Source organism: Halalkalibacter alkalisediminis, assembly GCF_028610705.1.
GTDB classification, from domain to species: Bacteria; Bacillota; Bacilli; order Bacillales; family Bacillaceae_D; genus Halalkalibacter; species Halalkalibacter alkalisediminis.
The window spans coordinates 15,445-38,950 of sequence record NZ_JAQQWT010000013.1; the positions used below are offsets into that span (position 1 = coordinate 15,445).

The following is a 23,506-nucleotide window of genomic DNA, read 5'->3' on the forward strand; positions in this document are numbered from 1 at the left end:
ATGTAATTTTGAGGAGGAGAAGCGTATGGCGATGGCGATGTCGAATGTGTTACGCCTTGATGTAGAGCGTTTAAATAAGGATATCGAACTTTTTTCACAAGTACACCCAATCACGGAGGACATGCATATTCAGAAAAAAGGTGTATCGAGGCTTGTCATGTTAGACCGTTACACGTTTAAAGATACAGAAAAGAAGACATTAAAAAATGGAGATTTTGTTGTTTTGACGGTTAAAGACGATCCTAAGTTTCCTGCACGTGGGTATGGATTTGTAGTTGAACTTGATCGTGAAAAGAATCGTGCGAAAGTGCTTGTCGATGAGGATTTTCGTGGTGTTTTAGACGGAGAGGAAGCAGAAAGCGGAATCGTCTATCGTTCATTAGATACAATTGAAAAGCCACTAGAACTATATTATGAGCAAATCGCAAAACGGAATGCTACGGGCTTAGCTTCTGTGGAGACGACAGAAAAGAAAAGGCAAGAAGCGTTTGAACAGTTCTATGAGCAACTTGTATCAATGAACTTTATCCCAGCTGGACGTGTTTTATATGGCGCTGGAGCGGAAACAGATGTAACGTACTTTAACTGTTATGTCATGCCATTTGTTCAAGATTCGAGAGAAGGGATTTCAGAACATCGTAAGCAAGTCATGGAAATCATGAGTCGTGGCGGTGGAGTTGGTACGAATGGTTCGACTTTAAGACCACGTAATACATTAGCTCGTGGAGTAAACGGTAAATCATCCGGATCAGTTTCTTGGCTTGATGACATCGCAAAGTTAACGCATCTTGTTGAACAAGGTGGGTCAAGACGTGGTGCCCAAATGATTATGCTTGCAGACTGGCATCCAGACATTTTAGAATTTATTATTTCTAAAATGCAAAACCCACGTATTTTAAGATTTTTACTTGAAAATACAAAGGACGAAGTAATTCAAAAGCTCGTCAATGACAAGCTTTCTTTAACGCCATTGAATGCAGTTGAAGAATCCATGTACCAAGGAATCTTGAACTACAGAACGATTCCAGGTCAAGGCGGTTTTGACCAAAAGGTTATTAACGAAGCAGAAGAGAAGCTTCAAATTGGTGGAACTTATTCGGTTAATAATGCTGAGTTTCTTACAGGTGCTAACATCTCAGTTTGTTTAACGAAGGAATTCATGGAAGCTGTAGAAAACGATGAAGAGTATGCCTTACGCTTCCCGGATGTTGAGAATTATAACGAAGAAGAAATGGCTGTTTATAATGCAAAGTGGCATGAAGTAGGCGATGTTCGCGAATGGAAAGAACGTGGCTACGGAGTTAGAACGTACCGTATTATTAAAGCTAAGGAACTTTGGAATCTAATTAATATCTGTGCAACATACAGTGCAGAACCGGGAATCTTCTTTATTGATAATGCGAATGATAAAACAAATGCAAAAGCTTATGGACAAAAAGTCGTAGCAACAAACCCATGTGGGGAACAACCATTAGCGCCTTACTCAGTTTGTAACTTAGCAGCGATTAACTTAGCTGAAATGGCAGATAAAAAATCAAAGCAAATCGATTTTGATAAGCTAAAGAGAACAGTTGAAGTCGGCGTACGGATGCAAGATAATGTTATCGATGCAACCCCTTATTTCCTTGACGATAATACAAAGCAAGCGAAGGGTGAACGTCGGGTAGGTCTAGGTGTAATGGGTCTTCATGATTTGTTAATTTATTGCGAATCTGTTTACGGATCTGAAGAAGGTAATCAACTAGTTGATCGTGTGTTTGAGACCATTGCAACAACTGCATACCGAACAAGTATTGATTTGGCAAAAGAAAAGGGAAGCTTTCCGTTTCTCGTTGGTCAAACTGAGGAAGAAACGAAAGAGCTTCGCACGGCTTTTGTAAATACAGGTTATATGAGCGAGATGCCTGAGGATATTCGACAAGGGATATTAGAGCATGGTATTCGTAATTCTCATTTATTAACGGTCGCTCCTACGGGTAGTACAGGGACGATGGTAGGTGTCTCAACAGGACTTGAGCCATATTTCTCATTTTCTTATTTCCGTAGTGGTCGTTTAGGGAAGTTTATTGAAGTAAAAGCCGAGATTGTTCAAGAGTATCTAGATGCGAATCCTCATGCAGATGAACATCATTTACCAGAGTGGTTTATCTCAACAATGGAACTTTCTCCAGAAGCCCATGCGGATGTTCAATGTATCATTCAACGCTGGGTTGATAGTTCACTGTCGAAAACGGTAAATGCTCCTCGTGGTTATACAGTTGAACAAGTTCAAGGCGTCTATGAGCGTCTCTATAAAGGTGGGGCAAAAGGCGGTACGGTTTACGTAGATGGTAGCCGAGATGCACAAGTATTATCATTAAAAGCAGAAGAAAACCGTTTTGATGATGAGTCATCCCAAGTAGAATCAAGATCAGAAAGCAAAGTAGTCCTAGTTAATACGGTTGCTGAAGTGAGATCTACAAATGTAACGATCGGTTCGGAAGTTGGAAACACTTGTCCTGTATGTCGTGAAGGACAAGTTGAAGACATTGGTGGATGTAACACGTGCACAAGCTGCGGTGCGCAGTTGAAGTGTGGTCTTTAATTAAAGGTATGGTAAAAAAAAGCGTATGGGATCTGTGAACAGATCCATACGCTTTTTTTCTATTCTAAAAATCATAATGACCTTTTCTTTTTTCTATTATCTGGCTTGTCTTATTTGTTCGGATGTACACAAGCTATAAAAAAAAGAGAGGTGCATTTTCTTGAAAGCTTTTACACCACAATTGGTTTATATTGAACCAGGGGCGTTAGAATATCCTTTGGGCCGCGAATTAAAAGATAAATTTGAAAAAGAAGGCGTAGAAATTAGAGAAACAACATCGCATAATCAAGTCAGGAATATACCAGGAAACAATGAATTGCAACAATATCGTAATGCAAAATCTACCCTTGTTATTGGTGTGAGAAAAACACTTAAATTTGATACTTCAAAGCCATCTGCTGAATATGCACTTCCACTTGCAACTGGATGTATGGGCCATTGTCATTATTGTTATTTGCAAACGACTCTCGGTAATAAACCTTATATTCGTACTTATGTAAATTTAGAAGAGATCTTTGATTCGGCCGATCAATATATTAAAGAGAGAAGTCCAGATATTACTAGGTTTGAGGCAGCTTGTACTTCTGATGTTGTCGGTCTTGATCACCTTACTCATTCACTGAAAAAGACCATTGAACATATGGGACAAACGGACTTAGGACGGTTACGTTTCGTAACAAAATACCACCATGTTGATCACTTGCTAGATGCGAAACATAATGGGAATACGCGGTTTCGTTTTAGCGTAAACTCTGATTACGTCATAAAACAATTTGAGCCAGGAACATCTTCATTTTTAGAGCGAATTGAAGCAGCAGGAAAGGTGGCCAAAGCTGATTATCCATTAGGTTTTATCGTTGCGCCATTAATTCTGCATGAAAATTGGAAGGAAGGCTACTATGATCTTTTCGAACGATTAGAGGCTATTCTTCCTTTATACGCTAAGAAAGATTTGACCTTTGAATTAATTCAACACCGTTTCACAAAAACAGCTAAAAATATCATTCAAAAACGTTATCCTAAGTCCAAGCTTGAGATGAATGAAGAGGAGCGAAAATATAAGTGGGGTCGATATGGACGTGGGAAATACGTATATAAAAATGAACAAGCAGATGAATTAAAAGAGACGATCCAAACGTACATTGATCGCTTTTTTCCAGAAGCAAAAATGGAATACTTCACATAAACTTGTCTCTGTGCATTGTCCTCTTCGTATATTTTGTTGTAAAATAAAACTGTTGTTCATTTTTCAGTAACATTATAGTAAGAAACAGAATAAAGTAAAACACAGTTTAATTTGCACGTTTTATCACTATTAGTAATGGTAAAAAATGGAGGGGACACTATGCCAACACCTAGCATGGAAGATTATTTAGAAAGAATATATATGTTAATAGAGGAGAAAGGTTATGCCAGAGTATCCGATATTGCAGAGGCATTAGAAGTCCATCCTTCATCAGTCACAAAAATGGTACAGAAATTAGATAAGAGCGAATACCTAATATATGAACGGTACCGTGGATTAGTTCTTACATCAAAAGGAAAAAAAATCGGGAAACGCTTAGTGTATCGCCATGAGCTTCTAGAAGATTTTATGAAAATTATTGGGGTTAATGATTCTCATATTTATCAAGATGTGGAAGGAATTGAGCATCATCTTAGTTGGGATGCGATTGATCGAATTGGAGATCTTGTGCAATATTTTCAAGAGCAAGAAGAACGAGTTAACGCACTTAGAGATATTCAAAAAAGAAATGAAGAAGAATAACAAAAAACATTCGCAGGTTAATTGCGAATGTTTTTTGTTATTCTTCTTAGTGTGATAATAAGAAAAAAAGAGGTAGTCCCACTCAAATAGTGTCATATCGTATAAGTGGGAGGTGATTTCTAGTGATTGTAGATGGCGTATTTGCAGGGGGCGGTGTCAAAGCTTTTGCATTTGTTGGTGCTCTGCAAACAATGGAAAAGAGAGGTTTCCAATTTGATCGATTGGCAGGGACGAGTGCAGGTGCGATCGTTGCTGCACTTATTAAAGTTGGTTATACAAGTGATGAGATATTTAAGTTACTTGATGAATTAGATATAGAATCATTTAAAGATGAAAGAATGTCGATTCTACCTTTTACTATAGCCAAATGGGTTCATATGTATTATCGACTTGGTCTATATAAAGGGAATGCACTAGAAGCATGGTTGAAAAAGGTTCTAGAAGCAAAGGGAGTTAGAACGTTTGGAGATTTACCAAGAGGGTCTTTACGTATCATTGCATCAGATTTATCAAAAGGTAAATTACTGGTTCTTCCGGACGATCTAGAAAAATATGGAGTCATCCCTGATAAGTTTCCTGTAGCTAGAGCGATTCGAATGAGTTGTAGCATTCCATTCTTTTTTGAACCGGTGAAAATTTATGACCGTGGAAGTGGAGGGAAGGCATCTTATATCGTAGATGGTGGGTTGTTAAGTAATTTTCCTCTATGGTTATTTATGGATGGTAATGTAAAAAGATGGAAGAGGCCAGCGATCGGATTTCATCTGAAACCACAATTAAGTGAAATACCTCCCAAAAAAATTAATAATGCAGTCACGCTATATCGAGCGTTATTCGAAACGATGACATCAGCGCACGATTTAAAATATGTAGATGCAGATCATGAGAAAAATGTTGTCTTTATCCCAGTTCTCGATGTCAAAGCTACAGACTTTGAACTCTCAGAGGAACAAAAAGAAAAACTAGTCATCCTAGGAAAAGAAGAAACCAGTCACTTTTTAAAAAATTGGAGTTATTAAAGATCTCCTTCCAAAAGGCGATCTTCCCTTTTGGAAGGAGATCGATGCATGAGAGAAGCCGCCGCCATGACTTAAGCCTTCTGAGCGATCTTCTCAGAAGGCGCGCGGCGAGTGGAACCATGCAAAAGGAGAAGGAAAAACCAAGAAAAAAGGGCGATCTTCCCTTTTGGATGGAGATCTTCAATATAGCTATTTAAACAAAAGAAGAGTCGAGTGTTAGAAAAACGCTCGACTCTTCTTCTTTTGTTTCTTACCTTCAATTACTTTTAAGTGATGAGCCTCACGACGTTTCGTAGTGGAACGTATAGGCTTCTTTTTTGTTTGAACAGATGTTACTTTTTTGCTTTTAAATCCCGCGCTAGGTGGCGGGGGTGATTGTCGTTGTGTACTTGTGCGCTTTGCTTTTTTTAACTGCGCTCGACTAGGTCCTGACTGTGATGGAAATAACGGTGTACCGTATCGTCGAGACATGAACCAACGATAAATAAGAAAGATGACAGCAATAAACCCAACCATCATTAAAATTCTTGTTAAAAAGCCAAGTGGATTAAAAAGAAGCTCGTAACCAAGCCCAATAATGGCAAAAATCATAACAGCCGGAATAATGTACTTCATGATCGAACGCATGTATCTGCACCTCCAATATATTGACGATCAAAGGTTATACAATTTCTTTTGCTTTACATAAATCGTTTTCTAAACTTTTTTCACGTTCTAGTATCTTGTTAAAAGACGTAATGGCTACGGCGACTTGATCATTGGTGGGTTCCCTTGTTGTAAAGAGTTGAAGGGAGAGCTCTGGATAACCAAGCCACTTCAAAATGGGAATATTTCTGACCTTATTTGTTACTTGAAGTACTTCGTAGGAAATACCTAAGACAACAGGTAGGAGTAGAATTCGATGATAAAGTCGTTCCCAAATGTTATCAAAGGGGACCATAAGATAAACCAAGACCCCAACAATAATAGTAAACAAGATAAAACTACTCCCACATCGATAATGTAGCCTTGATTGGCATTGAATTTGATCGATAGTTAATGGTAAATTCCGTTCATAACAATTAATCACTTTATGTTCAGCCCCGTGGTATTGAAATACTCTTCGAATAAAAGGGGTAAGTGAGATAAAGTAAATGTAAGCTAAAAGAAGAGAAAAGCTTAATGAATCCTTCTATTAAGTTTTGAGCAACATGACCGGATACAAGAAAACGTAAACTTTCTGCGATAATAGCTGGTATGACTGTGAATATTAATTTTCCAAAAATAAAGGAAAGAACTCCAATAATAGCGACTCCAAAAAACATCGTTAATTTAGAGGAATATTCAACAGGTACAATAAAATCATCATTAACTGGATCCACAGTATAACGTTCTGTAGAAAAATTAAAATGCTTCGTGCCAACGCTACTAGATTCAATAATCCCTCTTATAAAAGGAATTTTTTTAAAATTTGTACCCAGGGTTAGATTCTTTTTTAACCTCGAAAGAGTCATGCGAACCATCTTTTCTAAGGATGGTTTATTACGGTTGTGTGCTTACCACCAAACATAACATCTTCTACGACGGCTTGCCCACCGTAATCAGATTTTGAATGACTAGATATGATGATACCAGCCTATCCTACATTTCAGATGTTTTTAATTAATTCTACATGAAATAATTAAAATCCTCTATTATAACTGCTAGGTCATACATCATAAAAAAACTTTTTTTTACAGTATACCCAAATTATTAGGTCTTCATTCTAGGTGTACAAGATAAATTTTATGAGTTTTCAAGTTTATTACCGGACATACTAGGCATGGAGGTGGTCATTTTGGAAAAAGAACATATGGCAAGAAATAGACAAGAAGAACAGATGTCGTACCCAATAAAAGTAGCCTTAATTGGTTTCTTCGGTGGATTAATTTGGTCCCTAATCGGATACTTCACTTTTTATTTTCACTTTATTCGAGTAGGCCCTGCTCTTGCTTTGATGCCTTTTGCTTTAGGAGATTGGAAGGATACGTATATTGGTCAATTAGTTGGAGTAGCCGTCATATCAGTTCTATCCATTGGAGTCGCTTTTTTATATAGACTTATATTACAGAAAATCAACAAAATTTGGGTAGGGATAGGTTTCGGATTAGTTCTCTGGCTTCTTGTTTTCTACGTACTAAACCCGATCTTTCCTGGACTTAAATCTGTTCAAAATCTTGATTTAAATACGATCATTACTTCAATTTGTTTGTATGTCCTTTATGGTACATTTATTGGTTATTCCATTTCTTATGAATATGCTGAACAGCAAAGAAATGTGTAGACTTCTCCTAATAAGCTTTGTGCTACAATAAGATATGTAGTGTTCCTAAACAAGTATAGGAATAAATGATGGTGCATGTGTGATTAAAAGAAAGGTCATGTGGATAGCCAATTCTTCTGAAGAATTCACAAGACCTCTTTATGTGCACCTATTAAAGGAGAGGGTATAGGATGAGTCGAATTGAAGCAGTACGTTCAAAATTAAAGGAATTTGAGATCGATGGTTTACTTGTTACGAGTTCTTATAACAGGCAGTATACAACCAACTTTACTGGAACGGCAGGGGTTGCTCTAATTTCGGAACAAAAGGCCATTTTCATTACTGATTTCCGCTATGTCGAACAAGCGAAAGAACAAGCACAAGGATTTGAGATTGTTCAGCATACTGGTCCTATCTATTTAGAAGTAGCTAATCAGGTTGCAAAGCTTGGTTTAAAAAAGCTTGGATTTGAACAATCACACCTTACATATGAAGCCTATCAGATCTACGAAAAACATATTGAAACAGCTTCACTAATACCCGTTTCAGATTTGGTAGAAGGGATTCGTCTTATAAAAGATGAAAAAGAAATCAAAATGATTCAAGATGCAGCTGATATTGCGGATGCCGCATTTGAGCATATCCTTACTTTTATTAGACCAGGTATAACAGAACTAGCTGTATCAAATGAGTTAGAATTTTTCATGAGAAATCAAGGTGCTGCGAGTTCATCCTTTGATATTATCGTTGCGTCAGGCTATAGATCAGCTCTTCCACACGGTGTGGCGAGTGAGAAGGTAATCGAAAAAGGGGAATTAGTCACATTAGATTTCGGTGCATATTTAAAAGGCTACTGTTCTGATATTACGCGAACAGTCGCAGTAGGTAATGTCAGTGAAGAGTTAAAAGCTATTTATAATACGGTGCTAGAAGCTCAGCTTTTAGGAATGAAAGGAATAAAGCCAGGCTTAACAGGTAAGCAAGCAGATGCTTTAACTCGTGATTATATCACTGAGAAAGGCTATGGCGATTATTTTGGGCATTCTACGGGGCATGGTCTGGGAATGGAAGTGCATGAAGGACCATCACTTTCCATGAAATCTGAAACGATTCTTGAGCCAGGAATGGTCGTAACAGTGGAACCTGGAATTTATATCTCAGGGGTAGGTGGTACAAGAATAGAAGACGATACACTTATTACAAAAGATGGGAATAAATCATTTACTCATTCAACAAAACAATTATTGATCATTGGTGAATAATTTTTGAGGAGAAAGTTTTTCCAAGCTGTGGTATAGTAATGATTGTGACTGAATGTTCAATAGATTTGGATGTAAAGATGGAGGAATAATTAATGATCTCAGTAAACGATTTTAAAACAGGCTTAACCATTGAAGTAGATAATGGAATTTGGCAAGTAATGGAATTTCAACATGTGAAGCCAGGTAAAGGAGCTGCTTTTGTTCGATCAAAGCTGCGTAATTTACGAACTGGATCTGTGCAAGAAAAAACATTTCGTGCGGGTGAGAAGGTTTCAAAAGCACATATTGAAAACCGTCGTATGGCGTACCTTTATGCATCTGGTGATATGCATAATTTTATGGACAACGAATCGTATGAACAAATTGAATTACCAACAGCTCAAATTGAACATGAATTAAAATTTTTAAAAGAAAACATGGTTGTTCAGATTATGAGTTACCAAGGTGAAACCCTTGGAGTAGAAGTGCCAAATACAGTTGAACTTGAAGTAACGGAAACAGAGCCTGGAATTAAAGGTGACACTGCTTCAGGCGGAACAAAGCCAGCTACGCTCGAAACAGGTCTTACAGTTCAAGTTCCTTTCTTCGTTAACCAAGGTGATGTTCTAATCATTGATACTCGTAACAGTTCTTATGTATCTCGTGCATAGTAAAAAGGCAGACCGGATCTCATTTATGTAGAGACTGGTCTGTTTTTTTGTAACGAAAGTACAAGTTGCTACCATACATCATGATGTTGGGATGAAGAAGTCCTGTTGGTAGGGCTTAGAAAAAGATTCATGTAAAAAGACGAACTAGTGAATTCAAAACTAGCTCGTCTTTTTTTGTTCTGAATGGAAGTCTTCTTTCATAGGTTGTACAAAGTGACTTTTAAGTTGAGGTGGAAGTATGAAGACCTGGTTCTACACAGTTGAGATGGCTTTACTTGTAATGGTTGGTTTGCGAGTGGTTTCGGGCTTAATCGAGCTAACCGTAGCAGGATTAATTTTGAAATTTAATAGTATTGAAAAAGCGGTTGCATTAAATGCTGTACTTGCGATCGTTGGTCCAGCCATCTTTATTTCATCAGTGGCCATTGGTTTAATCGGGATGTCTGATCGACTTTCCGTTTCGAAGTTCGTTTTTATAGGAGCAGGGGTCTTGTTAATTTTAGTTGGTATTAGAAAGTAAGTAAGGAGGGCAAAGCGGTGATGTTACAAGACGTTGCAGCAATATTACCAGGAAACATTAGAGAAATGCTTAAACATTTATCACCAGCAATCATAGAAAAAACCGAAGAAATCCGCCTCCGAGTAGGGCGTCCTCTAGAAGTCATTTCTGGAGGGATTCCCTATTATCCAAATGTTAACGAACGTCATTACCTCGTTCAAGCTGAAGATGCAAAATTTTTATTAAGTCAATTGAGTCAATATTCCATGTATGCCTTTGAAGAAGAGTTACGACGTGGTTTTATCACAATCAAAGGTGGACATCGAGTTGGATTGGCAGGAAAAGTGGTTCTAGATCACGGACAAGTTAAAACATTAAGAGATATAAGCTCATTCAATATAAGAATTGCTAGACAAACAATTGGTGTTGCGGACCGGCTTGTCTCACAATTATATGACCAAAAATGGTTAAACACTCTATTTATTGGTCCACCACAAACAGGTAAGACAACGATGCTACGAGATGTAGCACGATTGATAAGTCAAGGGATGCCTAGTCGAAACATTGCACCACTTAAAGTAGGGATTGTTGATGAACGCTCGGAAATAGCGGCAAGTATGAAGGGGGTTCCACAGCTTGAACTTGGTGCAAGAGTAGACGTTCTAGATGGATGCCCTAAGGCTGAAGGAATGATGATGCTCATTCGCTCGATGAGTCCAGATGTGATTATCGTCGATGAAATTGGGAGAGAAGAGGATGTTTTTGCTGTTCAAGAAGCGCTTCATGCCGGTGTAAAAGTAATGACAACTGCTCATGGTTATTCGCTTGAAGATATTGAGCGGCGCCCGGCATTAAGGTCATTGCTCGAATTGGATGCATTCGAACGTTGTGTTGAGTTAACAAGAACTACCCATGCAGGGGTGATACGACGAATTCGTAATCAACAAAGGAGAGACGTGGTGAGAGCAAAGTGAAGCTAATTGGTGCGGTAGTTATTATTCTCGCTACAACTTGGCTCGGATTTGAGTTTGCCAAACGATTAAGTGAAAGACCAAAGCAATTAAGGCAATTAAAAGTAGCAATCCAGTCGCTAGAAGCAGAGATCATGTATGGCTTAACGCCGCTCGCCGAGGCAAGTGAACATATTGCGAAGCAAATGCCAAAACCAATTTCCTATTTCTTTGAACACTTTTCAAATCGATTGCTCACAAAGCAAGAGACCGCATTTGAGGCGTGGGAAGAAAGTTTAAAAGAAACATGGAATTTAACTTCTATGCTAGATAGTGAAAGAGAAGTCATGATGCAATTTGGTGCAACGCTTGGCCAACATGATCGAGAGCAGCAGCAAAAACAGATTAAGTTGACACTGGCTCATTTAGAACGTGAAGAACATGAGGCTAAAGAACGGCAACATCGTTACGAGCGAATGATTAAGAGTCTAGGATTTCTTACAGGATTGCTAATTGTCATTCTTATGCTCTAGAGCAACAGTAGGAAATAGGAGGAGGAGAGGTCGTGGTGTACGATGTTAACACCATTTTTCAGATAGCAGGAATCGGAATAGTTGTGGCTATGATTCATACGGTACTAAAGCAAATGGGAAAAGAAGATTGGGCTCACTGGGTAACTTTAATTGGCTTCGTTGTTGTTTTATATATGGTTGCTACAATTGTAGATGATCTTTTTCAGAAAATAAAAGGGGTTTTCCTGTTTCAAGGGTAAAGGGGTGAGTTGCGATTGATATTATCCAAATTGTCGGGTTAGGGCTTATCGCAACCTTCCTAGCCTTGGTTATAAAAGAACAAAAACCGTTGTTTGCCTTTATGTTAACCGTTTTTGTAGGAATCTTAATTTTCCTGTTTTTAATAGATGAAATTGCGAAGATTATCAACATGCTCCAAGGAATTGCTGAACAAGCAAATATGAATATGATGTATCTGCAAACGATCTTAAAAATAATTGGGATTGCTTATATCGCGGAGTTCGGTGCACAAATAGCAAAAGATGCCGGACAAGCTGCGATAGCATCCAAAATTGAACTAGCTGGTAAAATTCTGATCTTAGTTATGGCAATTCCCATTTTAACAGCTGTAATTGAAATGGTTCTCGCTCTTTTACCTTCATAAAGAAAGAGCGAAAAAGGGAGGGACAAGCGTGATTCGGTTCATCGTCCAAGCAATAATCGTAGCTTCCATTCTGCTTATATGTACACCTATCAGTCATGCTGAAAATGAACCGTTGGACGAGCAGGGCTTCGTTGAAAAACAAATAGAACAACTCCAGTTAGATGAAGTTCGAGCTTATTGGGAAGAAATTTCTACAGAATACGGAGGTTTCCTACCTGAAAGTCAGAAAGGAACATTTATGGAATTCGTTCGTGGTGAAAAGCAATTCTCTATAAAAGAATGGGGACTAGGGCTTCTTCGCTTTTTGCTACACGAGTTACTTGTCAATGGAAAGCTACTTGGTTCGCTGATTTTATTAACCGTGTTTTGTATGATCTTACAGTCTCTTCAAAATGCATTTGAACAACACACAATCAGTAAAGTAGCTTATGCAATCACTTATATGGTACTAATGATTATCGCTTTAAATAGTTTTCACGTTGCGATCACATATGCCTCGGACGCTATTAGTAGCATGGTTCATTTTATGATAGCTCTTTTGCCTTTGTTACTGGCGATGATGGCCGCGATCGGTAATGTTACATCAGCTGCTTTGTTTCATCCATTAATCATTTTCTTTGTAAATACAAGTGGTTTATTAATTCAGCATGTTGTGCTCCCTTTGTTATTTTTGTCAGCTGTATTAAGTATCGTCTCAACTTTGACGGACCACTATAAAGTTACAAAGCTCGCCACATTCCTAAGAAATATAGCCGTAGGTACTTTAGGCATATTCTTGACAATCTTTCTTGGTGTTATCTCCGTACAAGGGGCAGCAACTGCTGTCTCAGATGGAATAACAGTTCGAACCGCTAAATTTATTGCAGGAAATCTAGTCCCCGTTGTCGGTCGAATGTTCACAGATGCAGCAGACACCGTACTCTCAGCATCCGTATTGTTAAAAAATACAATTGGAATTGCAGGATTAGGGATCCTTTTAATGCTATGTGCATTCCCAGCGCTGAAAGTACTATCCCTAGCTATCATCTTCAACCTCTCTGCCGCTGTATTACAGCCACTAGGAGGGGGACCTATCATCGAGTGTTTATCCATTATCGGAAAAGCCGTTATATTCGTCTTCGCAGCCATGGCCGTCGTCTGCCTCATGTTCTTCCTAGCCATTACCATCATGGTCGCAGCAGGGAATTTATCGATTATGATTAGATAGGTTTTGTTCAAAAAGGTACGAACTTCACCTTTTTGAACAAAACCGACGCGATGAGCGTAGTCGCTGCCATTTCTTAAGCCTTCTGAACGATCTTCTCAGAAGGCGCGCAGCGAACGAAGCCATCGCAAACATGTTCGCACAGAGCAAGGCCGAAGGTACGAACTTCACCTTTTTGATAAAGACCGACGCGATGAGCGTAGCCGCTGCCATGTTTTAAGCCTTCTGAGCGATCTTCTGGAGAAGGCGTGCTAGCTGAGCGGAGCCATCGCAACATTTTCACAGAGTAAGGCCGAAGGGCGTCATTTAACAAATCCACATCCAATATCATCCCGAAGAAAGGAATGAGACAACAATGGTTTTTTTGACAGAATGGCTAACGAATATCATTCTATTAATTTTACTAGCCACTATTCTAGAATTAATGCTGCCCAATTCGAATATGCAACGTTATGTCAAAATGGTTGTTGGCTTGCTTTTGCTAGTGGTTATGCTTCAACCGTTACTTTCTATTTTTACTGAAGACGTTGACGAGTGGCTTTTTTCCTTGTCAAATGCGACCGAGCAAACAGAAAAATCTATAAATAATCAAATAAATTTACAAAAAAGAGAAATAGAGTTGGGACAACGTGCATATCATTTAGAACAGGTGGCTGTCCAACTGGAGAGAGAAGTGGCAGAGACATTGCTTGAACAGCATGAGCTGATTATCAAACATGTCAATGTTAAATTGGATGACGATGCACTTGAACAAGTAGATAGTTTTGATCAGCAAATGAATGAAGAACAAATGATTAATGCATTAAAAGCTATTCATGTGTATGTTCAATCAGCGTCTGAATCAACTGTTGAACAAGAAAGATCAAGAGACGTTTCACCTGTTCAAGTTGTTCATATTGATACTTCTAAACCAAGAGCAACTACGGACGAAAAAGAGGAGACGAGTCATGATTTAGAACCAGTTCAACAATTTCTCTCTGAAAATTGGTACATCCCTAAAGATAAGATTTCACTAGCTTGGGAAGGGGGGAAACAAGCAGAATGAATCGCGACGAACAGAAGGATCAACAATGGCTACAGAATTTGTTTAAGAAGCAGGATAAAGGAAAAAAAAGGCGCTTGCCGCTTCACTATCTTTTGCTTCTTGGATGTGTAGGTCTTGCGCTCATGATTACGGGCAACCTTCTGACCAATCCAGCAGGAGACGAAGAACATTCCTTACCCGTCTTTAATGAACAAGAAGAGGAAGAGGATGAGCCAGTATTCAAGAGGAGCTCGTCAGTGGAGCCAAATTCGATGCAAGACTATGAAATGCGCTATGAAAATCAGTTAAAAGAACAACTTGAAAAGATTGTCGGAATCTCAGACGTATCTGTCATGATTAATTTAGCAGATACGGAGCGCAATGTGTACGAACGAAATACGAATGAAAAGCAACAGCACACAGATGAAACGGATCGTGAAGGTGGAACTAGAAAAGTAGAAGATACCTCTCGTGACGAACAACTAGTCATCGTTCGAAACGGCGACAAAGAAGAACCCATCTTAGTACAAACAGAAAAACCATCAGTGCGCGGAGTTTTGGTTGTAGCTAAAGGGGTGGAAAACGCTCAAGTGAAAAGTTGGGTGGTAGAAGCAGTAAGTCGATCATTAGATGTACCAACACATAGAGTTTCGGTTATGCCGAAGAAAACTAAGGAGGACTCATAAATGGTATTGAAAAAGCAGACAGTTTGGTTGTTAACAATGTTAAGTTTAATTATTGTACTTTCGGTGTATTATGTATCATCTCCAACAGCTCCAGGTGAAGAAATTGCGTTTGTCGACGAAGGTCAAGAGGAACAAGAGCTAGACTTTGATATTGAAGAGCTAACAAATGGCGATGCGAACGAAGTAGTTGTTAACATTGCTGAAGAATTAGACGAGGCTGAAGAAACAGAATCAGGTATGATTTCTTCTATCACAACAAATGAAGCTTTTGCATCTATTCGTATGGAGCTTCAAGCATCACGTGACCGCATGGTTGAAGAGTATACAAATATTCGAGCATCTGCAGATGCGTCTGCTGAAGAAAAAATTGATGCACATGAAAAAAGCATGGAACTACAACGTTTAGGTCAAAAAGAATATCAACTTGAAACATTAATTATTGCTAAAGGTTTCGAAGATGCACTTGTATTAGCTGAAGATAATAAAGTACGAGTGATTGTACAAACAGAAGAGCTTTCTGCAGCAGAAGCGAACGAGATTCTTAGCTTAACACTTAATCACTTAGGTACTCAATCAGATGTAACTGTAGCTCACCAAGCTTCAAAATAAAAAAAGAAGCAAAGTCGCCGTTTGGCGGCTTTTGTTCATTCACAAGCTAAGTGAAGCCTTAATTAACCATTTTGGGTGAGGAAGGTTGTCAAAGGAATCAAATGAAACCTCTTTTCTGCTTCTCCAATAGCATAAGAGTCTTTGCTAAAGAATAAGAGATAACAGATAAACGAAATATCAGAATGTTCATTAAGTGTCACTCTCAACCTTCTATCTGTATAAAAAAATCAAAACCAATCTTACAAAGGATGCAACTCGACATTTGACTATGATATAATACGCAAAGTAACTAATGACAGAGGAGCGATTCGAAATGGAATGGAATGATTTAACAGAAGGTGCAAAAGCCGTTTTGGAACAAACACGCAATATTAAAAATGATAATATCCAAATTGTCGAATTTGAAATTGGCTTTGAACAGCAATTCGAAGAAGACGATCAAGATACATACAAAGTCTCAATTCAAGAAGAGGATTACCAAAGCTTAAAGCGTTATACACAGGAAAATGAATATGGAGATAAATTTCATATGGCGCGTAATAAGGATATTGTAAAAATCATTCTATTAGAAAACGGTAAGATTCCAGATAACCTTTCGGAATTCCCAGTTTTCCGCCAATATAAAAAGGAAGCTTTAATAAAAAATGAAGTTGAAGCAGAAACAGAAACAAACGTTGAGACTTCTCAAGAATAAAGACTAAAGGCTGACTCCTTGTTTTTGCCGATACTTCTCGTAAACGGCTTCCTAAAAAGAGTCAGTCTTTTTTGTTAGTAACGATAGAAGGGATCTAGTCCTTTCTGTCGAAATCATTATGTTATAATAACGGTAAACTATCATTTAAACTAGAAATCCATGTCCCATTTAAGGACAAGCGAAATGAGGGAGTGTACAAAGATGTTAAAAGTACAAGAATTAAAAGAATTAATAAAAGCGTTGGATCAATCAAGCCTAGATGAATTAAAGTTCGAACAAGACGGTACTAAATTAGTTTTGAAAAAACAGGGCGCACCAGTACCTACTGTTGAAAAGGTTGTGGAAGTATCTAGAGAAGCAGTACCAGTAGCGGCACCAGTTGTACAAAAAGAAGAACAAGTAGTTGCACAAGCAGAGTCTGTAACTCCAAAGGCGCAAGAGTCAACAACAAATGCAAATGTACATACAATTACATCACCGATGGTAGGAACATTCTATTCGGCTCCATCACCTGATTCAGATCCTTATGTAAAACAAGGTGCTCAAGTAACGGAAGAATCTGTTGTTTGTATCGTTGAGGCTATGAAGCTAATGAACGAAATTGAAGCAGAAGTTAAAGGTAAAATTGTTGAGATTCTCGCTGAAAATGGGGAGCTTGTTGAATACGGTCAACCATTATTCGTTGTAGAGCTGTAATAGGAGAGATTAGATGATAAAAAAAGTCTTAATTGCCAATCGTGGAGAAATTGCTGTACGTATTATTCGTGCATGTAGAGAGTTAGACATTGAAACGGTAGCGGTGTATTCGGAAGCAGATAAAGATTCCTTACATGTTCGATTAGCTGATGAAGCTTATTGTATTGGCCCAACAGCTTCTAATAAAAGTTATTTAAATGTAACGAACATTATGAGTGTTGCTACGTTAACAGAGGTTGATGCGATTCATCCTGGTTACGGGTTTTTAGCAGAAAACGCAGACTTTGCGGAAATTTGTGCTGCTTGTAACATTACATTTATCGGTCCAAGCCCATATGCAATTAACCAAATGGGTACAAAGGACGTAGCTAGGGAAACAATGGCAAGTGCAGGAGTTCCTATTGTACCAGGCTCAAAAGGCATCGTCGAGAATGTAGAAGCGGGATTAGCCGTTGCAGAGGAAATTGGATTTCCTGTTATCATTAAAGCAACTGCTGGTGGAGGCGGAAAAGGAATTCGTGTTGCTAGAACCGCTGAAGAGTTAAAAAAGGGTATGAATATTACTCAACAAGAAGCTGCAACTGCTTTTGGTAATCCTGGTGTATACATTGAAAAGTACATTGAGGATTTCAGACATGTTGAAATTCAAGTACTAGCTGATAATCACGGGAATGTGATTCATCTGGGAGAACGAGATTGTAGTATTCAAAGAAGATTACAAAAGCTTTTAGAAGAGACACCATCACCTGCTATTTCATTTGAAACAAGAGCTGAGATGGGAGCAGCAGCGGTTAATGCAGCTAAAGCAGTTAGCTATTCTGGAGCTGGTACGGTTGAATTTATTTATGATCACATAAATGGAAATTTTTATTTCATGGAAATGAATACCCGTATCCAAGTAGAGCATCCTGTAACAGAAATGGTGACTGGGATTGACCTCATTAAAGAACAAATTCGCGTAGCAGGTGGAGAAGAATTGACACTTGCTCAGGAAGATGTTACTTTCCAAGGCTGGTCCATTGAATGTCGAATTAATGCAGAAAACCCGAAAAAGAATTTCATGCCGTCTCCAGGTAAGATTACAAAATACTTGGCACCAGGTGGTTTAGGGGTTCGAATCGACTCTGCGGCCTACCCAGGTTATGTGATTTCACCATTTTATGACTCTATGGTTGCGAAGGTTATCACGCACGGAGCGACTCGAGCGGAAGCGGTAGCGAAAATGAAACGAGCACTTGAAGAATTTGAGATTGAAGGTGTGGAAACAACGATTCCTTTCCATCTTCGACTTTTGAATCATGAGACGTTTATTTCAGGTGACTTTAATACGAAATTTCTTGAACAACATGATGTTATGTCCGTCAAACTAAAATAATGAGGAGGAACATAATATGAATGAAAATCATATTCTCGAACTCGAAGAACAAAAGTCTGAACTCGGTAAAGTAGAAATCTCACCAGAAGTTATTGAAGTTATTGCAGGGATTGCCGCATCAGAAGTAGACGGTGTAGCAACTATGCGTGGAAACTTTGCGACTGGAGTAGCTGAAAAGTTAGGTCGTAAAAACCATGGAAAAGGCGTTAAAGTCGAGCTTGCTGAAGATGGAATTACAGTAGATGTTTCTGTTGTAATCACTTATGGTGTAGCAGTTCCGGAAGTGGCGAATTTGATTCAATCAAATATTAAACAAGCATTACAAACAATGACAGCAATTGAATTACAAGCGATTAATGTTCATGTTGTAGGCGTGCAATTTGAAACAGCTGAACCTGTCGAAGACGAAAACTAATAGATGATAGTTTTTGGGCAGTTGAGGTATATCCTCGACTGTCTTTTCGTGGTTTTGGGCTATAATAGAACAGAAAAGATGAATAATCGGGTTACCGGTTACTTTTAAATTCAAACTACAATGAATAGAGCCGCTAACTTTGTGTCAGAATTGTATCATGTATAAATAGTCTATGAGTACCCATCAAAGGAGAAATGGGGTTAATACTCTTTACATATTTATAAGATGGGGAACCGTTCTTGTGCGCGCAAACATAATGAGATTGAGCATGGTTTGGTTGAAACCGAAAGATAAACATGAATTTAATCTAAATTGTTCTGTTTTAGGGTGCCATGATATGCTATTATCAACATATTAATTGTACAAGTATGTGATTTCGCTTGAGCATACATTCAAAAAGGAGATTTACAAATGAACCGAAGAGTAGCAAGACTTAGAGCCGCACAAGCGCTCTATCAGATTGATTTAACAGAAACAGATATAAACTCAGCAATAGAGAGTGTGCTTGATGAAGGAGAAACGGCAAGTGATTTTATGACTAACCTTGTAAGAGGGACAGTTGAACAAAAACATGTCATTGATCCATTAATTTCAGCAAGTCTTCAAGGCTGGACGATTGATCGAATGGGGCTTGTTGACCGTGCGATTGTTCGTATGTCACTTTATGAGATGAAATTCATTGAAGATATCCCTGTAAACGTAACATTTAATGAAGGCATTGAATTAGCAAAAGCATTCGGCGGGGAAGAATCTGGTAAATTTGTAAATGGAGTATTGTCCAAAGCAATGGAGGAAATTTAAAACTAAAGGAGTGGAGTAGTATGACAGCATTATTGTTAAATGGAAAAGAGTTGGCAGCTAAAAAGAGAGAGCAATTGAAAAAAGATGTGGAGCACTTAACGACAAAAAATGTGGTTCCAGGATTAGCAGTTATTTTAGTAGGGGAAGACCCAGCTTCACAAACATATGTCAAAGCAAAGCAAAAAGCATGTGAACAAGCTGGTATCCATTCTGTGTTAATTAAAAAGTCAGACACCATTACTGAAGAAGAACTACTAGCGGAGATTGAGCTTTTGAATCAAGACAAATCGATCGATGGGATATTAGTTCAACTTCCTATTCCAAAACATATCTCAGAACAAGCTGTTATTGAGAAAATTGCCCCTGAAAAAGACGTTGACGGTTTTCACCCGATTAATATTGGGAAAATGATGACCGGTGAAGATACATTTCTACCTTGTACGCCTTATGGGGTTGTAGAGATGTTAAAAGAAGCTGAGATTGATTTAGTCGGTAAGCATGTTGTCGTTGTTGGTCGCAGTAATATTGTTGGTAAGCCAGTTGGACAATTATTGCTAAATGAACATGCGACAGTTACATATTGTCATTCTCGCACTAAGAACTTACGTGAGATGACGAATTTAGCCGATATTTTGATCGTAGCGATTGGTAGACCTAACTTTATTAACGCAGAGGACGTCAAGCCAGGTGCTGTGGTTGTTGATGTAGGCATTAACCGAGTCGATGGAAAATTATGTGGTGATGTAGACTTTGATAGTGTGAAAGAAAAAGCCTCTTATTTAACCCCCGTTCCAGGTGGAGTAGGTCCTATGACGATTACAATGCTTCTGGAAAATACGGTCCAATCAGCACGAAAGCGTTTATAGGGTCCAATCATGTCAACACGTAATATTTGGTCGATTTCTGAGGCGACGCGCTACATTAAGTCGCTTTTAGAAGAAGACTCTATCCTTCATAACGTATGGTTAAGAGGAGAACTTTCCAATGTGAAGTTGCATAGTCGGGGGCATCTATATTTTACGATTAAAGATGATCAATCTAGAATGCAAGCTGTGATGTTTGCAGGGCATAACCGATACTTAGCGTTTAAACCGGAAAATGGAATGAAGGTAATCATCCGAGGTGAGGTAAATGTTTACGAGCCTTATGGACAATATCAATTTTATGCTAAAGAGATGCAGCCGGATGGAATCGGTAGTTTATACTTAGCTTATGAAAAACTAAAGGCTCAGCTTGAGCGTGAAGGCTTATTTGATGCGGAGAGAAAAAAGACGATCCCTACATTTCCAACTCGGATTGCGGTCATCACATCACCTACAGGAGCAGCGATTCGGGATATTGTGACTACGATAAAACGTCGTTACCCGATCGCTCAAATTACCTTACTTCCTGTTCTCGTTCAAGGAGAGCAAGCACCTGAATCGATTATTCATGCTATCAAGCAAGCGGATCTCGCTAAATGCTTTGATTGTTTAATTGTTGGTCGTGGTGGAGGGTCCATAGAAGAGCTATGGGCTTTTAATGATGAAGGAGTTGTTCGAGCAATTGCAGCTACTGAAGTACCTGTCATTTCTGCAGTTGGACATGAAACAGATTTTACAATTAGTGACTTTGTAGCGGACCTACGAGCGCCGACACCAACAGGGGCAGCGGAGCTTGCCGTACCTGATATAAGAGAAGTACAACGCTCTCTTCAGTTGATGCAGAAACGATTGAAAAAATTGATGAACGATCGGCTTGTAACAGAAAACAACAAGCTCGAGCGCTTAAAACGATCGTATGCTTTTCGATATCCAGAACAGTTAATCCGTCAAAAAGAACAACAGTTAGACGGATATATTGATCGTTTAAAACGTTCAATCGTAGCAACGGTAACAGAACCAGCCAATCGATTAGGTTACTTAGATAAAGCACTTAATCGATTGCATCCCCATGTTCGTGTTGGACAAGCAAGAGATAGAAAGCAACAAGTACAAGATGCATTAATCAAAGCCATGAAGCAACACCTGAAAGAGAAGCGTCAGCCGTTTGAAAAGGCGATCGGAGACTTGAATTTGCTAAGTCCACTAAGAATGATGGATCGTGGCTACAGCTTAGCTTACAACAAAGAGAATCATACACTTGTGAAATCGGTCGAACAGGTTAATAGCGGAGCAAAATTAGATATTCGAGTAAAAGATGGAACGATTCATTGTCTAGTTGAAGAAACAGAGATAGCGGAATAGGAGGAGAGAAAATGGCTGAGAAAACTGAATTAAGCTTTGAAGAGGCGATGGCCGAATTAGAGCAAGTAGTAGAGCGGCTTGAACAGGGGGACGTTCCACTTGAAAAAGCGATCACGATGTTCCAAGAAGGAATGGCATTGTCCAAACAATGTCATGAAAAGCTAGAACAGGTAGAAAAACAAATGGACCAAATTCTTCATGAAGATGGAGAGATTGAGCTTTTAGATTTTCAGGAGGATGAATAACTGTGGGTGAACAGCTTCGTTATTTTCTAACTGAGATAAAAGAGAAAATTGAGGAGCAATTACCAAGACATATAGATAAGCTTGCAGCTCCTCAGACCTTAAAAGAAGCCATGGTCTATTCCCTTAATGCCGGAGGCAAAAGAGTTCGTCCGGCTTTGGTACTAGCCACACTAAAAAGTTTCGGAAAACCAGTCGACGATGGATTTGACGTAGCATGTGCAATTGAAATGATTCATACCTACTCTCTTATTCATGATGACTTGCCCGCTATGGATGATGATGACTTAAGACGCGGAAAGCCTACGAACCATAAAGTATTTGGAGAAGCTTTGGCTATTTTAGCGGGAGATGCCTTATTTACATACAGCTTTGAACTCATTGCTACTATGCAAGGAGTTTCGGCAGAGAAAAAACTTTTGCTTGTTCAAGAGATTGCAAAAGCCTCAGGTCCAGAAGGAATGGTCGGTGGACAAGTAGCTGATATGGAAGGGGAAAATCAGTCCCTTTCGATTGATGAGCTTATGTATATTCATGAACATAAAACAGGTGATTTATTATCTGCTTCTATTATTTCAGGGGCTATTATTGCGGGTGCAACCTCTAATGACCTTATTAATCTAAAAATGTTTGCAAAAGAATTAGGACTTATGTTTCAGATTAAAGATGATATTCTAGACGTTGAGGGAGATGCGGAAACAATTGGTAAGCCGATTGGTAGCGATGATGGTAATAATAAAAGTACGTATCCAAATCTTTTAGGATTAGATGGTGCAAAAGCCAAGCTTAATGAGCATAAAGATAAAGCAAGAGAACATTTAGCTAAAGTAAATATGGATCAGCAATTACTATTAGCTTTGACTAACTATGTAGCAGAACGTGACCATTAATTCAAAGCATTTCCATTGAGCTTACAATAGGTGCATGCTATAATAACGAGACACGAGAGTGGTGCAGTATTCTAGTCAGTTCTCCGTTCTTGAAGGCGGGGCTAAAAATCCGCCAAAGGGCACATCGATGAAGCTCCTTGTCTTGGCTTGAGGCGCCCAGCCTTGGGTCTTGACTGGGAGATAAGGTAGTAGGGCGATCCACAAAGGCATGTGGGCGTTGACCCTCCTACCGTGGAGGCCTTTTGCTCGGTCCTTGCACGAGTAAGGTACAAGAGCAAAGGGTATGAACCTGCAACGGCAAGCTAGGGAGCTTGTCTGCAGCGTAGCCTGCCTTGAGTGGAGGAAGAGGGGATTATGGAAATGAGGGTTTGCTCTGTCGGCCAACAGAGCATCACCTTTACCCATATGAAATCTACTCTGCAAAAGAGGATAAAAGAACGGCAAGGAACTGCCGAG

Annotated in this window: 27 protein-coding genes and 1 pseudogene; 25 read left to right on the forward strand and 3 right to left on the reverse strand. The window is 38.9% G+C overall.

The genetic code is table 11. The features are described 5' to 3' along the window. Positions 1-25 precede the first annotated feature (25 nt). The 4 genes from PQ474_RS16245 to PQ474_RS16260 all read left to right on the forward strand — a co-directional run bounded on the left by PQ474_RS16245 (position 26) and on the right by PQ474_RS16260 (position 5,371). Positions 26-2,584: a vitamin B12-dependent ribonucleotide reductase gene (locus PQ474_RS16245; protein WP_273845395.1), complete on the forward strand. Its 2,559-nt coding sequence runs from the start codon at positions 26-28 to the stop codon at positions 2,582-2,584. Between the two features lie 160 nt (positions 2,585-2,744). Further along, complete coding sequence (gene splB, locus PQ474_RS16250; RefSeq protein ID WP_273845398.1) at positions 2,745-3,770, forward strand: spore photoproduct lyase; 1,026 nt, start codon at positions 2,745-2,747, stop codon at positions 3,768-3,770. A gap of 159 nt (positions 3,771-3,929) precedes the next feature. Beyond that, complete coding sequence (mntR, locus tag PQ474_RS16255) at positions 3,930-4,352, forward strand: transcriptional regulator MntR (RefSeq protein ID WP_273845400.1); 423 nt, start codon at positions 3,930-3,932, stop codon at positions 4,350-4,352. 122 nt (positions 4,353-4,474) lie between these two features. Continuing rightward, complete coding sequence (locus tag PQ474_RS16260; RefSeq protein ID WP_273845402.1) at positions 4,475-5,371, forward strand: patatin-like phospholipase family protein; 897 nt, start codon at positions 4,475-4,477, stop codon at positions 5,369-5,371. Positions 5,372-5,587: 216 nt separating this feature from the next. Here the strand turns inward: PQ474_RS16260 and PQ474_RS16265 are convergent, their stop codons facing one another. After that, positions 5,588-5,998, reverse strand: coding sequence for an SA1362 family protein (locus PQ474_RS16265; RefSeq protein ID WP_273845404.1), 411 nt, complete (start codon positions 5,996-5,998; stop codon positions 5,588-5,590). 34 nt (positions 5,999-6,032) lie between these two features. Beyond that, a pseudogene (locus PQ474_RS16270) lies at positions 6,033-6,974 on the reverse strand (DUF1385 domain-containing protein). A gap of 198 nt (positions 6,975-7,172) precedes the next feature. On the opposite strand from PQ474_RS16270, the gene PQ474_RS16275 reads away from it, so the two are divergent. From PQ474_RS16275 to spoIIIAE, 9 genes are all read left to right on the forward strand, one after another. Next, positions 7,173-7,673 carry a YqhR family membrane protein gene (locus PQ474_RS16275; protein WP_390187370.1) on the forward strand — a complete coding sequence of 167 codons (501 nt, stop codon included), beginning with the start codon at positions 7,173-7,175 and terminating at the stop codon, positions 7,671-7,673. A 170-nt stretch (positions 7,674-7,843) separates the two neighbouring features. Next, positions 7,844-8,914 (forward strand): M24 family metallopeptidase, encoded by a 1,071-nt coding sequence (locus PQ474_RS16280; RefSeq protein ID WP_273845409.1) that lies wholly within the window; start codon positions 7,844-7,846, stop codon positions 8,912-8,914. Positions 8,915-9,006: 92 nt separating this feature from the next. Beyond that, positions 9,007-9,564, forward strand: a complete 558-nt coding sequence (gene efp / locus PQ474_RS16285; RefSeq protein ID WP_273845412.1) for an elongation factor P — start codon at positions 9,007-9,009, stop codon at positions 9,562-9,564. 238 nt (positions 9,565-9,802) lie between these two features. After that, on the forward strand, positions 9,803-10,084 hold the full coding sequence (locus tag PQ474_RS16290) for a YqhV family protein (RefSeq protein ID WP_273845413.1): 282 nt from the start codon (positions 9,803-9,805) through the stop codon (positions 10,082-10,084). Positions 10,085-10,104: 20 nt separating this feature from the next. Continuing rightward, positions 10,105-11,037, forward strand: a complete 933-nt coding sequence (gene spoIIIAA / locus PQ474_RS16295; protein ID WP_273845555.1) for a stage III sporulation protein AA — start codon at positions 10,105-10,107, stop codon at positions 11,035-11,037. Beyond that, complete coding sequence (gene spoIIIAB / locus PQ474_RS16300; RefSeq protein ID WP_273845416.1) at positions 11,034-11,546, forward strand: stage III sporulation protein SpoIIIAB; 513 nt, start codon at positions 11,034-11,036, stop codon at positions 11,544-11,546. The genes spoIIIAA and spoIIIAB overlap by 4 nt, the downstream gene beginning before the upstream one ends. Before the next feature lie 32 nt (positions 11,547-11,578). Further along, entirely contained in the window at positions 11,579-11,785 is a 207-nt protein-coding gene (spoIIIAC, locus tag PQ474_RS16305; RefSeq protein WP_034630453.1) for a stage III sporulation protein AC, read from the forward strand. A gap of 14 nt (positions 11,786-11,799) precedes the next feature. Then, complete coding sequence (gene spoIIIAD / locus PQ474_RS16310; protein WP_273845557.1) at positions 11,800-12,189, forward strand: stage III sporulation protein AD; 390 nt, start codon at positions 11,800-11,802, stop codon at positions 12,187-12,189. Positions 12,190-12,241: 52 nt separating this feature from the next. Then, a complete protein-coding gene (gene spoIIIAE, locus PQ474_RS16315; protein WP_390187383.1) occupies positions 12,242-13,396 on the forward strand; it encodes a stage III sporulation protein AE in 1,155 nt (384 codons plus the stop codon). Positions 13,397-13,469: 73 nt separating this feature from the next. Here the strand turns inward: spoIIIAE and PQ474_RS16320 are convergent, their stop codons facing one another. Then, positions 13,470-13,712 (reverse strand): hypothetical protein, encoded by a 243-nt coding sequence (locus PQ474_RS16320; protein WP_273845421.1) that lies wholly within the window; start codon positions 13,710-13,712, stop codon positions 13,470-13,472. 36 nt (positions 13,713-13,748) lie between these two features. Between PQ474_RS16320 and spoIIIAF the strand changes: the two genes are divergently transcribed. The 12 genes from spoIIIAF to PQ474_RS16380 all read left to right on the forward strand — a co-directional run bounded on the left by spoIIIAF (position 13,749) and on the right by PQ474_RS16380 (position 23,050). Further along, complete coding sequence (gene spoIIIAF / locus PQ474_RS16325) at positions 13,749-14,438, forward strand: stage III sporulation protein AF (RefSeq protein WP_273845424.1); 690 nt, start codon at positions 13,749-13,751, stop codon at positions 14,436-14,438. Then, positions 14,435-15,103 carry a stage III sporulation protein AG gene (spoIIIAG, locus tag PQ474_RS16330; protein WP_273845425.1) on the forward strand — a complete coding sequence of 223 codons (669 nt, stop codon included), beginning with the start codon at positions 14,435-14,437 and terminating at the stop codon, positions 15,101-15,103. Before spoIIIAF ends, spoIIIAG begins: the two co-directional genes overlap by 4 nt. After that, entirely contained in the window at positions 15,104-15,712 is a 609-nt protein-coding gene (locus PQ474_RS16335) for a SpoIIIAH-like family protein (protein WP_273845428.1), read from the forward strand. It begins immediately after the preceding gene. Positions 15,713-16,025: 313 nt separating this feature from the next. After that, positions 16,026-16,406: a hypothetical protein gene (locus PQ474_RS16340; protein WP_273845432.1), complete on the forward strand. Its 381-nt coding sequence runs from the start codon at positions 16,026-16,028 to the stop codon at positions 16,404-16,406. 201 nt (positions 16,407-16,607) lie between these two features. Further along, the gene (accB, locus tag PQ474_RS16345; RefSeq protein WP_273845436.1) at positions 16,608-17,102 is read left to right on the forward strand and encodes an acetyl-CoA carboxylase biotin carboxyl carrier protein; all 495 of its coding nucleotides are present in this window, start codon (positions 16,608-16,610) and stop codon (positions 17,100-17,102) included. Between the two features lie 13 nt (positions 17,103-17,115). Beyond that, positions 17,116-18,477, forward strand: a complete 1,362-nt coding sequence (accC, locus tag PQ474_RS16350; RefSeq protein ID WP_273845438.1) for an acetyl-CoA carboxylase biotin carboxylase subunit — start codon at positions 17,116-17,118, stop codon at positions 18,475-18,477. Between the two features lie 16 nt (positions 18,478-18,493). Continuing rightward, the gene (locus tag PQ474_RS16355; RefSeq protein ID WP_273845441.1) at positions 18,494-18,892 is read left to right on the forward strand and encodes an Asp23/Gls24 family envelope stress response protein; all 399 of its coding nucleotides are present in this window, start codon (positions 18,494-18,496) and stop codon (positions 18,890-18,892) included. A gap of 411 nt (positions 18,893-19,303) precedes the next feature. After that, positions 19,304-19,693: a transcription antitermination factor NusB gene (nusB, locus tag PQ474_RS16360; RefSeq protein ID WP_273845444.1), complete on the forward strand. Its 390-nt coding sequence runs from the start codon at positions 19,304-19,306 to the stop codon at positions 19,691-19,693. 20 nt (positions 19,694-19,713) lie between these two features. Next, on the forward strand, positions 19,714-20,559 hold the full coding sequence (gene folD / locus PQ474_RS16365) for a bifunctional methylenetetrahydrofolate dehydrogenase/methenyltetrahydrofolate cyclohydrolase FolD (protein ID WP_273845446.1): 846 nt from the start codon (positions 19,714-19,716) through the stop codon (positions 20,557-20,559). A 9-nt stretch (positions 20,560-20,568) separates the two neighbouring features. Then, on the forward strand, positions 20,569-21,918 hold the full coding sequence (gene xseA, locus PQ474_RS16370; RefSeq protein WP_273845449.1) for an exodeoxyribonuclease VII large subunit: 1,350 nt from the start codon (positions 20,569-20,571) through the stop codon (positions 21,916-21,918). Between the two features lie 11 nt (positions 21,919-21,929). Further along, entirely contained in the window at positions 21,930-22,163 is a 234-nt protein-coding gene (xseB, locus tag PQ474_RS16375) for an exodeoxyribonuclease VII small subunit (protein ID WP_273845452.1), read from the forward strand. A 2-nt stretch (positions 22,164-22,165) separates the two neighbouring features. Continuing rightward, positions 22,166-23,050, forward strand: coding sequence for a polyprenyl synthetase family protein (locus PQ474_RS16380; RefSeq protein ID WP_273845454.1), 885 nt, complete (start codon positions 22,166-22,168; stop codon positions 23,048-23,050). Positions 23,051-23,506: the final 456 nt, after the last annotated feature.

Coding starts and splice junctions, on each gene's coding strand:
- accB (WP_273845436.1), top strand. CDS start 16,608: ATGTTAAAAGTACAAGAATTAAAAGAATTAATAAAAGCGTTGGATCAA.
- mntR (WP_273845400.1), top strand. CDS start 3,930: ATGCCAACACCTAGCATGGAAGATTATTTAGAAAGAATATATATGTTA.
- folD (WP_273845446.1), top strand. CDS start 19,714: ATGACAGCATTATTGTTAAATGGAAAAGAGTTGGCAGCTAAAAAGAGA.
- PQ474_RS16340 (WP_273845432.1), top strand. CDS start 16,026: ATGGAATGGAATGATTTAACAGAAGGTGCAAAAGCCGTTTTGGAACAA.
- spoIIIAF (WP_273845424.1), top strand. CDS start 13,749: ATGGTTTTTTTGACAGAATGGCTAACGAATATCATTCTATTAATTTTA.
- xseB (WP_273845452.1), top strand. CDS start 21,930: ATGGCTGAGAAAACTGAATTAAGCTTTGAAGAGGCGATGGCCGAATTA.
- xseA (WP_273845449.1), top strand. CDS start 20,569: ATGTCAACACGTAATATTTGGTCGATTTCTGAGGCGACGCGCTACATT.
- spoIIIAA (WP_273845555.1), top strand. CDS start 10,105: ATGTTACAAGACGTTGCAGCAATATTACCAGGAAACATTAGAGAAATG.
- PQ474_RS16245 (WP_273845395.1), top strand. CDS start 26: ATGGCGATGGCGATGTCGAATGTGTTACGCCTTGATGTAGAGCGTTTA.
- efp (WP_273845412.1), top strand. CDS start 9,007: ATGATCTCAGTAAACGATTTTAAAACAGGCTTAACCATTGAAGTAGAT.
- PQ474_RS16265 (WP_273845404.1), bottom strand. CDS start 5,998: ATGCGTTCGATCATGAAGTACATTATTCCGGCTGTTATGATTTTTGCC.
- PQ474_RS16280 (WP_273845409.1), top strand. CDS start 7,844: ATGAGTCGAATTGAAGCAGTACGTTCAAAATTAAAGGAATTTGAGATC.
- nusB (WP_273845444.1), top strand. CDS start 19,304: ATGAACCGAAGAGTAGCAAGACTTAGAGCCGCACAAGCGCTCTATCAG.
- PQ474_RS16275 (WP_390187370.1), top strand. CDS start 7,173: ATGGAGGTGGTCATTTTGGAAAAAGAACATATGGCAAGAAATAGACAA.
- accC (WP_273845438.1), top strand. CDS start 17,116: ATGATAAAAAAAGTCTTAATTGCCAATCGTGGAGAAATTGCTGTACGT.
- PQ474_RS16290 (WP_273845413.1), top strand. CDS start 9,803: ATGAAGACCTGGTTCTACACAGTTGAGATGGCTTTACTTGTAATGGTT.
- PQ474_RS16355 (WP_273845441.1), top strand. CDS start 18,494: ATGAATGAAAATCATATTCTCGAACTCGAAGAACAAAAGTCTGAACTC.
- PQ474_RS16335 (WP_273845428.1), top strand. CDS start 15,104: ATGGTATTGAAAAAGCAGACAGTTTGGTTGTTAACAATGTTAAGTTTA.
- spoIIIAG (WP_273845425.1), top strand. CDS start 14,435: ATGAATCGCGACGAACAGAAGGATCAACAATGGCTACAGAATTTGTTT.